General features: G+C 65.3%; 9 protein-coding genes. 3 read left to right on the plus strand and 6 right to left on the minus strand.

Translation table 11 applies throughout. The features are described 5' to 3' along the window. The coding region (locus RMO23_RS08565) for a tryptophan 2,3-dioxygenase family protein (protein WP_309680484.1) at positions 1-594 on the plus strand (594 nt) is incomplete at its 5' end. A gap of 71 nt (positions 595-665) precedes the next feature. Here the strand turns inward: RMO23_RS08565 and RMO23_RS08570 are convergent. Both RMO23_RS08570 and RMO23_RS08575 read right to left on the minus strand, forming a co-directional pair. Beyond that, the gene (locus RMO23_RS08570; protein WP_309680486.1) at positions 666-1,862 is read right to left on the minus strand and encodes an FAD-dependent monooxygenase; all 1,197 of its coding nucleotides are present in this window, start codon (positions 1,860-1,862) and stop codon (positions 666-668) included. A gap of 105 nt (positions 1,863-1,967) precedes the next feature. Further along, complete coding sequence (locus tag RMO23_RS08575) at positions 1,968-4,898, minus strand: aconitate hydratase (protein WP_309680488.1); 2,931 nt, start codon at positions 4,896-4,898, stop codon at positions 1,968-1,970. A 157-nt stretch (positions 4,899-5,055) separates the two neighbouring features. Here RMO23_RS08575 and RMO23_RS08580 point away from each other — a divergent pair, with 157 nt between their 5' ends. Further along, complete coding sequence (locus tag RMO23_RS08580) at positions 5,056-5,892, plus strand: helix-turn-helix transcriptional regulator (protein ID WP_309680490.1); 837 nt, start codon at positions 5,056-5,058, stop codon at positions 5,890-5,892. A 61-nt stretch (positions 5,893-5,953) separates the two neighbouring features. On the opposite strand, the gene RMO23_RS08585 is transcribed toward RMO23_RS08580, so the two are convergent. The 4 genes from RMO23_RS08585 to RMO23_RS08600 all read right to left on the minus strand — a co-directional run bounded on the left by RMO23_RS08585 (position 5,954) and on the right by RMO23_RS08600 (position 10,096). Continuing rightward, a complete protein-coding gene (locus RMO23_RS08585; protein WP_309680492.1) occupies positions 5,954-6,973 on the minus strand; it encodes a tripartite tricarboxylate transporter substrate-binding protein in 1,020 nt (339 codons plus the stop codon). Positions 6,974-6,999: 26 nt separating this feature from the next. Continuing rightward, on the minus strand, positions 7,000-8,502 hold the full coding sequence (locus RMO23_RS08590) for a tripartite tricarboxylate transporter permease (protein WP_309680494.1): 1,503 nt from the start codon (positions 8,500-8,502) through the stop codon (positions 7,000-7,002). Continuing rightward, on the minus strand, positions 8,502-9,011 hold the full coding sequence (locus RMO23_RS08595) for a tripartite tricarboxylate transporter TctB family protein (protein ID WP_309680496.1): 510 nt from the start codon (positions 9,009-9,011) through the stop codon (positions 8,502-8,504). The genes RMO23_RS08590 and RMO23_RS08595 overlap by 1 nt, the downstream gene beginning before the upstream one ends. 125 nt (positions 9,012-9,136) lie before the next feature. After that, positions 9,137-10,096, minus strand: coding sequence for a tripartite tricarboxylate transporter substrate-binding protein (locus RMO23_RS08600; protein WP_309680498.1), 960 nt, complete (start codon positions 10,094-10,096; stop codon positions 9,137-9,139). Between the two features lie 148 nt (positions 10,097-10,244). Here RMO23_RS08600 and RMO23_RS08605 point away from each other — a divergent pair. Then, a partial coding sequence (locus RMO23_RS08605; RefSeq protein WP_309680501.1) for a response regulator occupies positions 10,245-10,681 on the plus strand: 437 nt, incomplete at its 3' end.

Below are 10,681 nucleotides of genomic sequence, written 5' to 3' on the forward strand. Positions count from 1 at the left end.
AAAAAGCTCGCGCGCGTCAGCCGCATCATGGAGCAACTGGTACACGCCTGGGACGTGCTGGCCACCATGACGCCGCCCGAGTACAGCGCGATACGCCCTTACCTCGCCAACTCCAGCGGTTTTCAGAGCGCGCAGTACCGCTGCATCGAGTTTGCGCTGGGCAACAAGAACGCCGCCATGCTCAAACCCCACGCGCACCGGCCCGACTTGCTGGCGCAGGTGCAGGCGGCGTTTGAAGCGCCTTCGCTGTACGACGAAGCGCTGCGCCTGCTGGCCCGGCGCGGCCTGGCCGTGCCCGCCAGCCACACCGAGCGCGACTGGACCCAGGGCTACGTCGAAAGCAACGCGGTGGAGCAAGCCTGGCTGGTGGCCTACCGCGACCCGAAGCAGTATTGGGACCTGTACCAGCTCGGCGAAGAACTGACCGACCTCGAAGACGCCTTCAGGCTCTGGCGATTTCGCCACGTCACCACGGTCGAACGCATCATCGGCTTCAAGCGCGGCACCGGCGGCACCGGTGGCGTGAGTTACCTGCGCAAGATGCTGGACGTGGTGCTGTTTCCGGAGATCTGGAAGCTGCGCACCGATTTGTAGGCAAAAAGTGCCGCCAGCCCATATGCAACGTGCTCAAGCAGCTATTATTTCTATAGCAACTCAAAGCGCCCTCAAGATGCCTTGGGCGCAGCGCCATAGAGCCAGGGCAGGTCCAGCAGCCGGGCGCCGAGCAGCCTGAGCGACGCATCGCGGCCCCAGCGCAGCAGGCCATCAGCGTGAAAAATCTGGCCGTTGCGCAGGGCCCGGGCCTGCACCCTGGCGTTGCGCTGCCAGCGGTTCAGGGCGTAGCGCTGCAGCATCACGGGCACGTCAAACGCCGGGTCCAGCGCCTGCGCCAGCACATGGCCCAGCTCGGCCGCGTCTTCAATCGCCATGCCTGCGCCCTGCGCCAGGTAGGGCCGCATCGGGTGGGCGGCGTCGCCCAGTAGCGCGACCCGGCCCAGCGCGTGCTGGTGCGGGCCCTGCATGGGGGGGCGGTCGCACAGCGCCCACAGTTGCCAGCCCGTCATGGCTTGCACCATGTCCTGCAGCGCCGTGCAGCAGCCGGCCACCGTAGGCGCCAGCTCGGCCGCGCTGGCCGTGTGGTTCCAGGGGTCGACGCCGTCGGCCACCTCGCCCTGCACGATCACCACCAGGTTGAGCCAGTCGCCACCGCGCACCGGGTACTGCACCACATGCATGCGCGGCCCCAGCCAGGCGGTGACGTGCTGCGTGCGCAGGCGCTCGGGCAGCCGGGACTGCGGCAGCAGCGCGCGGTAGGCCAGGTGACCGCCGTGCCGCGGCAGGCCGTCGCCCAGCAACTGCTGGCGCACGCGGCTCCACAGGCCGTCGGCGCCTATCAGCGCGTCGCCTTCAATCGCCGGGCCGCTGGCGGTTTGCACGGTCACCACCTCGGCGGTCTGGCTGAAGGATTGCAGCGGGCGCTCCAGGTGCAGCCGGACATCGGTCTGCTGCTGCGCTGCCTTGAGCAGCAGGCCATGCAGGTCGGCGCGGTGCACCGTGGCATAGGGCGCGCCGTAGCGGCGGGCCATGGTCTCGCCCAGCGGCAGCTCGCCCAGCGTCTGCCCCGACACGGCGCTGCGCACCTGCAGCCGCTCCGGGAAGGCCGCCACACCCGCCAGCGCATCGGCCAGGCCCCAGCCCTGCAACACCTTGACCACGTTGGGGCCGAGCTGGATGCCGGCACCGACCTCGCTGAACACCGGCGCACGCTCGAACAGCCGCACATCCCAGCCGGCCCGGGAAGCCGCCAGCGCAGCCGCCAGTCCGCCTATGCCGCCACCGGCAATCAGCGCTTGCCGGCTCATGTTGAATTGCCCCCACAGTCAGTCACTGCGTGCAATTCCCTGCCCTGAGGGGGCTAATTTTCCTTCGGCAGCGCGCCCTGCGGAAAATTTTCAGTGCCTGCCGACTCATGCTGCCAGGAGTTGCCTGAGCACGTAAGGCAGGATGCCGCCGTTGCGGTAATAGTCCACCTCGATCGGGGTATCGACCCGCAGCGTGACGATGACTTGCTGGTGCGAGCCGTCGGCGCGGGTGATGAGCAGCGTGGCGTCGCTCTGCGGTTTCAGTTCGGGGTGGGGAATCACGTCAATCACCTCGTTGCCGGTGAGCTTGAGGGTTTGCCATGACTCGCCGGCCTTGAACTGCAGCGGCAGCACGCCCATGCCGACCAGGTTGCTGCGGTGAATTCGCTCAAAACTGCGCGCCACCACCGCCTTGATGCCCAGCAGCTGCGTGCCCTTGGCGGCCCAGTCGCGCGATGAGCCGGTACCGTATTCTTCGCCGGCAAAAATCACCGTGGGCGTGGCCTGCGCCATGTAGCGCATGGCGGCGTCGTAGATGAACATTTTCTCGCCGCCGGGCTGGAACAGCGTCACGCCGCCCTCCTCGCGCGAGCCCTCGGCGTCGGGCGGAATCATCAGGTTCTTGATGCGCACATTGGCAAAGGTGCCGCGCATCATCACGTCGTGGTTGCCGCGCCGCGCGCCGTAGCTGTTGAAGTCGGCCTTTTGCACGCCGTGGGCCTGCAGCCACAGGCCGGCCGGCGAACTCGCCTTGATCGAGCCCGCCGGCGAGAGAGGGTCGGTGGTGATCGAGTCGCCAAACAGCGCCATGATGCGCGCGCCCTTCACGGCATTGGCCGCATTTTTGGCCTCATTCTGGCCGCCAGCTCCCGCAGCACCTGCGGCAGGCGCTACGTTTTCCATAGCAAAGTTGGCAAAAAACGGGGGCTCGGCGATGTAGGTGCTGGTGGGCCAGGTGTAGGCGGTGCCGGTCACGCCCTTGATCCTTTCCCACAGCTTGCCGGGCTCGGTCTTGACCTTGGCGTAGTTGGCGCGAAAGGCCTTGCCGTTCATGGCGTACTTCATGAGCTTGTAGATTTCCTCGCTGGTGGGCCAGATGTCTCCGAGGTAAACGTCTTTGCCACCCTTGCCCTTGCCGACCGGCTCGGTCATCAAATCGCGCAGCACCGTGCCGGCAATCGCATAGGCCACCACCAGCGGCGGGCTGGCCAGGAAGTTGGCTTTCAGGTTCGGGTGAATGCGCGCCTCAAAGTTGCGGTTGCCCGACAGCACGGCGGCGCAGACCAGGTCGCTCTTGGTGATGGCCTCGTTGATCTCGGGCGTCAGGTCGCCGGCGTTGCCGATGCAGGTGGTGCAACCGTAGCCGGCCAGCGCAAAACCGAGCTTTTCCAGGTAGGGCAACAGGCCGGTTTCGGTCAGGTATTCGGTCACGATGCGCGAGCCGGGCGCCAGCGAGGTCTTGATGTGCGGCTGCACTTTGAGGCCCGCCTCCACCGCCTTCTTGGCCAGCAGGCCGGCCGCCAGCAACACGCTGGGGTTGGAGGTGTTGGTGCAGCTGGTAATGGCGGCTATCAGCACATCGCCATTGCCGATGCTGATACCGACTTTTTTGGCGTCGGGCGTCGGCGCCTCGGGGTGCTCCTTGGCCATCGAGGCCAGCGTCGGCCGGTTGCCTTCCATCTCGACCAACGAGCGCGGCGCGCCGGCGGGGGTCGGCATGGCGCCCGGCAGCTTGTCGAGGCGGCCCTCGTCGGTATGGCGCAGCAGGTGCCGCGTGGCCAGCAGCGCGGCCGGCTGGTTAAAGCCGTTGTCGGCAATCGGCTTGCTGAACAGCGCGGCAAACTGGCTCGCCACGCTGCCCAGCTCAATCCGGTCTTGCGGCCGCTTGGGGCCGGCCAGGCTGGGCGTCACGTCGCCCAGGTCCAGCTTGACGACCTGGGAGTAGTCAATCTCGCCGGCCGTGGCCACGCCAAACAGGCCCTGCGCCCGGAAGTAGGCCTCGAAGGCCTCGATCTCGGCCTTGCTGCGGCCGGTGCCCTTGAAGTAGTCAATGGTTTTCTCATCGACCGGGAAAAAGCCCATGGTGGCGCCGTATTCGGGCGCCATGTTGCCAATGGTGGCGCGGTCGGGCAGCGCCAGTGTGCGCGTGCCTTCGCCAAAAAATTCGACAAACTTGCCGACCACTTTTTCGCGGCGCAGGGTTTCGGTCACGCGCAGCACCAGGTCGGTGGCGGTCACGCCTTCGCGCAGGCGGCCGGTCAGCTCCATGCCGACCACATCGGGTGTCAGAAAGTACACCGGCTGGCCCAGCATGGCGGCCTCGGCCTCGATGCCACCGACACCCCAGGCCACCACGCCGATGCCATTGATCATGGTGGTGTGGCTGTCGGTGCCGACCAGCGAATCGGGGTAGTACATGTCGTCTTTGGTTTTATGCACGCCGCGGGCCAGATACTCCAGATTGACCTGGTGCACGATGCCAAAGCCGGGAGGCACCACGCCAAAGGTGTCAAAGGCCTGCATGCCCCATTTCATGAACTCGTAGCGCTCGTTGTTGCGCTGAAATTCGAGCTTCATGTTCAGGTCCAGCGAGTTCTTCTTGCCGTAGTAGTCGACCATGATGGAGTGGTCCACCACCAGGTCCACCGGCACCAGCGGCTCTATCAGCTTGGGGTTTTTGCCGAGTTTGAGCGCCACGCTGCGCATGGCCGCGAGGTCGGCCAGCAGCGGCACGCCGGTAAAGTCCTGCAGCACCACGCGCGAGACGACAAACGGGATTTCCTGCGTGCGCTCGGCGCGGGCCTGCCAGTTGGCCAGCTCGGCCACATGCTCTGCCGTCACCTTCTTGCCGTCGCAGTTGCGCAGCACCGATTCGAGCACGATGCGCATGGAAACCGGCAGCCGCGCCACATTCGGAAACTGCCTGGCCAGCGCCGGCAGTGAATAAAACTTGCCGGTCTTGCCCGACGCGGTTTTAAAGGTCTTGCGGGTAGAGGCAAAGGCATGGGCTGGCTGGCGTGGCGCTTTGGTCGGCATGGCAGGCTCCTTTTAATCGTGTGGATGGACCTTATTCTGGCAGGCAACGCATAGGCGCGAAAGTGATTCCATTTCTATTGATGCTTCCGTCATGGATGGCACGACACCGTTCGAGCGGTAATGGGTTGGCCGACCGGACTGGTTTTACGATAGCGCCATGAACCCCAGCACCGCACTCACTCCGGCCGCGCGCCGCCCAGCGCCAAAGGGCTTTGGCGAGCATCTGCGCCGCTGGCGCCAGCACCGCCGCCTGAGCCAGCTTGATCTGGCGCACGAGGCCGAGATTTCGGCGCGGCACCTGAGTTTTGTGGAAACCGGCCGCTCGCTGCCCAGCCGCGAAATGGTGCTGCGCCTGTCGGCGCGGCTGGACATTCCGCTGCGCGAGCGCAACACCCTGCTGGTGGCCGCCGGCTACGCGCCCATGTACCGCGAGCGCGCGCTGGACGACCCGGCACTGGCCGCGGCCCGGCAGGCGGTGGAACTGCTGCTGAAAAGCCACGAGCCCTACCCGGCGCTGGCGATTGACCGGCACTGGAACCTGGTTGCGGCCAACCGGATGGTGCCGCATCTGCTGGCGGGAGCGGACGCCAGCCTGCTGCAGGCGCCGCTCAATGTGCTGCGCCTGAGCCTGCATCCGCTCGGCCTGGCGCCAAAAATCGTCAACCTGCCGCAATGGCGGCTTCATTTGCTGGAGCGGCTGCGCCAGCAGATCGCCGCCACCGCCGACCCGGCGCTGGTGGCCCTGCTGCAGGAGCTGCGCGCCTACCCGCTGCCGCCCGGTGTGCTGGATGAACCCCTGGAAGGCGAGCATGTGGGCGTGGTCATGCCCTTGAAGTTCCGCATGGCCAGCGGCGAGGTGCTCAGCTTCATCAGCACCACCACCATCTTCGGCTCGCCGGTGGACGTGACCTTGCAGGAGCTGGCGCTGGAAACCTTCTTCCCGGCCGATGACTTCACGCGCCAGGCGCTGCAGGGTTTGATGTCGCAGGCCTGACCCGGTTTGCTATTGATTCAATAGCCGACTGTGCCCATTGCATATGGGCTGCAGCGGAAACTCAGGCCTTTAACTTGAGCAGATGGACCATCACCCGCGAGGTGGTCAGGTCAACGTCGATAAAGCTGCCGAAACCCGAGCCCGCCAGCCAGGAAGACTCCCAGTGGTTTTGCCTGAGCGTTCTCTGCCACGACTCATGGCTGGTGGCGGCCCTGACGGCTTCCACCATTTCCGCCTGGCGTGCGGCGCTCACGCCCTGGCCGGTGAACACACCGCGCCAGTTGGCCATGTCCACGTCCACCCCCTGCTCGCGAATCGCGGGAATGCCGAACACCGGGCGCCGCGAAGACACCCCAATGGCGCGCAGCTTGCCGCTGGCCAGTTGTTCACTGAATTCGCTGTAGCCCGAAATGCCGGCCACCGCCTTGCCATCAAGCACCGCCTGTACCACCTCGACACCACCGGCATAGGGCAGGTAAACCAGCTCTTCCGGCTTGCTGCCCGAGCCGCGCGTAAACACGCCGGCAAACACATGGTCCACGCCACCCGCGGAGCCACCGGCAATCGGCACCTCTTTCGGGTTGGCGCGTATGCGCGCCGCCAGGTCAGCCACGGTGCGAATCGGGGAGCTGGCGGCCACCACCAGCACCAGGTAGTCACTGGTCAGGCGGGCAACGGGCTGGATGCGGCTCATGTCCACCGCAGGCTTTTGCAGCGCCACCGCGCCGACCATCACCATGCCGCCCATCAGCAGGGCATTGGGGTCGCTGCTGTATTTATCGGCGTAGTAGGCCAGCCCCAGGGTGCCGCCCTTGCCGCCCTTGTTTTCATACTCGATGTCATCCACCGTGCCAGCGCCCAGCAACGCCGCGCCGAGAGCGCGACCGGTCTGGTCCCAGCCACCGCCGGCGTTGGCCGGTATCACGATCCGCAGTTTGCCGGCCAGCCTGCTGGCGGCCTTGCTCTTGCTGGCGGCAAGCTTGGCGGAGGGCGCGGTCTGGGCCCACAGCGGTTCGGCCACGGCCGCCAGTGTGGCGATGCCAAGCCCGCCCAGAACGGTGCGTCGTTTGATGTTCAGCATATTTTTTCTCGTGAAGTTTACAAATTTCAGACGGCGAGCCGGCGAGCCGTCCAGCGCCTGGCCAGGCGCGGCAGCACCAGCACGCCCACCACCACGATGATCAGGACCAGCGACGCGGGGCGCTGCAGGAAGATCATGGCACTGCCCTCGCCAATCGACATGGCGTTGCGCAACTGGGCCTCGGCCAGCGGGCCCAGAATCATGCCGACCACGACCGGCGCGGTCGGAAAGTCGAAGCGCCGCATGATCACCCCCAGCACCCCAATCCCGTAAAGCAGGAACAAATCAAACGCACTTTGTCGCATGCCATAGACCCCCACCGTGGCGAAAATCAGAATGCCGGCGTACAGATAGGGCTTGGGAATTTTCAGCAGCTTGACCCACAGGCCGACCAGCGGCAGGTTCAGCACCAGCAGCATGACGTTGCCGATGTAGAGCGAGGCAATCAGCGCCCACACCAGCGCCGATGAACTGGTAAAGAGCTGCGGGCCGGGCTGGATGCCGTAGTTCTGGAAGGCGCCGAGCAAAATGGCGGTGGTGTTGGAGGTCGGAATGCCCAGCGTCAGCAGCGGAATCATGGCGGCGGTGACGGTGGCATTGTTGGCGGCCTCGGGGCCGGCCACGCCTTCAATCGCGCCCGCAGTGCCGAATTCGGCCAGGTCCTCGCCTCTGGCCAGTTTTTTCTCCGCCGCGTAGCTCAGGAAGGTGGGAATCTCGGTGCCGCCGGCCGGAATGCAGCCAAACGGCACGCCAATGGCCGTGCCGCGCAGCCAGGCAGGCCAGGACCGGCGCCAGTCCCGCCTGGTCATGTAGACCTTGCTCAGCTTGTTCTGCGTATCCACCACGCGGCCTTCGTACAGCACCGCGTACATGGCTTCCGCCACCGCAAACAGGCCGACGGCGACCAGCACGATTTCTATGCCGTCCAGCAGTTCGGGTACGCCGCCGGTATAGCGCGCCTGGCCCGAAATCTGGTCCAGCCCGACCAGGCCGGCAGCCAGGCCGATGAACAGCGCCGTCATGCCGCGCACCGTGCTCTTGCCCAGCACCGCACTGACAGTGGTAAAGGCCAGCAGCATCAGCATGAAGTATTCGGGCGGCCCGAGCTTGACGGCCAGGTCGGCCACGATGGGCGCAAACAGGGTCACCAGCACGGTGGCAATGGTGCCGGCCACAAACGAGCCGATGGCGGCGGTGGCCAGCGCGGCCCCCGCGCGCCGGCTCTTGGCCATCTTGTTACCCTCCATGGCCGTGACCATGCTGGCCGTTTCACCCGGCGTATTGAGCAGAATCGAGGTGGTGGAGCCGCCGTACATGGCGCCGTAGTAAATGCCGGCAAAAAAGATCATCGACGCCGTGGCTTCGACCTTGACCGTGATCGGCAGCAGCATCGCCACGGCCACGGCCGGGCCAATGCCGGGCAACACACCGACGGCGGTGCCCAGCGCGCAGCCGACAAAACACCACAGCAAATTGATCGGTGTGGCGGCGGTGATGAAGCCTTGCAGCAGCTGGTTAAAGATATCCATTACAACCATCCCGTCGAGGTGAGGCCAGGCAGATTGATGGCCAGAAATTTCGTGAACATCCAGTACACCGGGGCGGCGATCGCCATGCCGATCAGCACATCCTTGAGCCAGACCACCGGGCTGTGACCGGCCTTGCCCTCGGCGCCACGCAGGCCCTGCACCGCCAGCACAAAGCACAAGGTGCAACTGAAAATAAAACCAATCGTGGTGATCAGCGCCGCGTTGGCCAGCAGGCCGGCAGACATCCAGGCAAAACCGGGCCAATAAGCACGGGCCGCACCGGTCGGCTCATCCATGGCCCGAAAGCCGCCACTGCGCGCCTCCCACACAATAAAGCCGCCGCACACCAGCAGCGACAGCGCCACCAGCCAGGGCAAAAAGTTGGGGCCCACACCGCCGTAACCGGCGCTGGACGGAATGGTGATGGCACCTGCCGCAAGACCCAGGCCGATGAGCAGCACGCCGGCGCCTACCAGGGTCTGAAACAGGGAAGGAGGCTGTTGTGTCATTGGTTGTACCCCACACATTTGAATTGGAAGACGCCGTGGCGGCGAAAATCAGCCGCCCTTTTCCGGCTGGCGGAACAGGGCGGCTGCGATGAAAGATACCGAAACCGGGCCAGCCCGGCCAGGGTTTAGATCATGCCGGACTTGACCATGGTGGCGCGCAGGCTGGCAAAGTCGTCGTCGACAAACTTGTCAAACGCCGGGCCGGTCAGCACCGCGGGCGTCCAGTTGTTTTTCTCGGAGGCCTCGATCCAGCTCTTGGACTTGATGGCCTTGAGGATCATGTCGGTCAGCGTCTTGCGCTGCTCGGCGCTGAGGCCGGGCGCGCCATACACGCCGCGCCAGTTGCCAATCACCACATTGATACCCTGCTCTTTCAGCGTCGGCACGTTGACGCCCTTGAGGCGAACGTCCGACGTGACGGCCAGCGCCTTCATCTTGCCGGCAGCGATGTATTCGGCGAACTCGCTGTAGCCGCTGCCGCCGACCGTGACGTTGCCGCCCAGAATGGCGGCGGTGGCTTCACCGCCGCCCCGGAAGGCGACGTAATTGATCTTGGCGGCATCGACGCCGGCTTCACGCGCAATCATGGCGGCGGCAATGTGTTCGGTGGAGCCGCGCGAGCCGCCGCCCCATTTGACGCTGCCGGGGTCTTTCTTGAGCTGCGCAATCACCTCGGCCATCGACTTGAACGGCGAATTGGCGGGCACGACAAACACGTTGTACTCGCTCGACAGGCGCGCGATCGGCGTGGCCTGCGACAGGCTGACCGGTGGCTTGCCGGTGATCAGGCCGCCCAGCATCACGGCGCCCATCACCATCATGGCATTGCCGTCGCCCTTACTGCCATTGACAAACTGGGCCAGGCCCAGCGCGCCGGCGGCACCGCCCTTGTTTTCATAAGTAACGGTGTCGGCCACTTTGGCGTCCTGCATGGCCTTGCCCAGGGCACGGCCCGTGGTGTCCCAGCCACCACCGGGGTTGGCGGGGATCATCATCTTGATGTTGGTGGAAGCCAGAGCCGACAAAGGCAGGCCACTGGCGGCAGCCGCAGCCACCATGGACTTGAGAAATGTATCGCGACGCATGCGGGTCTCCTGATAGGTTGAACAACCTGACGATATTGCCGCGGTTAGCTGTCAAATGGCTGTCCGGACAGGTCCGATTTAACTAGGGAAAGTACGGGGGTGGCCCCTGCATGTCGCATGCCGCATGGCCCATGCTATGGTCACGCGCATGAAACTGCTTCTGGTGGAAGACGACCCGGCGATGCGCACCACACTGGTCCGTGCGTTAAGCCGGTTGGGCTGGGTGATCGACGTGTGCGTCGATGGCCTGCAGGCGCAGGACCAATGGCGCGCCAGTGAACCCGATGTGGTGTTGCTGGACCTGACCCTGCCCGGCATGGACGGGTTGGCCGTCCTGGCCAGCGCCCGGCAAAGCGGGCTGAGCACACCGGTGCTGATCCTGACGGCGCGCGGCACGGTGGGCGACCGCGTGCTGGGCCTGAACGCCGGGGCCGACGACTACCTGCCCAAGCCGTTCGACCTGGACGAGCTGGAGGCCCGCGTGCGTGCGCTACGCCGCCGGGGCACCAATTCAAGCATCGAATCACCACCAAGTCCCCGTCCTGATTCGATACTTAGCTATGATAAAGATAGCGGCGCCATTTA

Source organism: Polaromonas sp. (genome assembly GCF_031411155.1).
In the GTDB taxonomy this organism is placed as follows: Bacteria; Pseudomonadota; Gammaproteobacteria; order Burkholderiales; family Burkholderiaceae_C; genus Polaromonas.

Bases quoted from the DNA above. Each gene is read 5' to 3' on its own strand.
- RMO23_RS08570 (WP_309680486.1), bottom strand. From the start codon at position 1,862: ATGAGCCGGCAAGCGCTGATTGCCGGTGGCGGCATAGGCGGACTGGCG.
- RMO23_RS08575 (WP_309680488.1), bottom strand. From the start codon at position 4,898: ATGCCGACCAAAGCGCCACGCCAGCCAGCCCATGCCTTTGCCTCTACC.
- RMO23_RS08580 (WP_309680490.1), top strand. From the start codon at position 5,056: ATGAACCCCAGCACCGCACTCACTCCGGCCGCGCGCCGCCCAGCGCCA.
- RMO23_RS08585 (WP_309680492.1), bottom strand. From the start codon at position 6,973: ATGCTGAACATCAAACGACGCACCGTTCTGGGCGGGCTTGGCATCGCC.
- RMO23_RS08590 (WP_309680494.1), bottom strand. From the start codon at position 8,502: ATGGATATCTTTAACCAGCTGCTGCAAGGCTTCATCACCGCCGCCACA.
- RMO23_RS08595 (WP_309680496.1), bottom strand. From the start codon at position 9,011: ATGACACAACAGCCTCCTTCCCTGTTTCAGACCCTGGTAGGCGCCGGC.
- RMO23_RS08600 (WP_309680498.1), bottom strand. From the start codon at position 10,096: ATGCGTCGCGATACATTTCTCAAGTCCATGGTGGCTGCGGCTGCCGCC.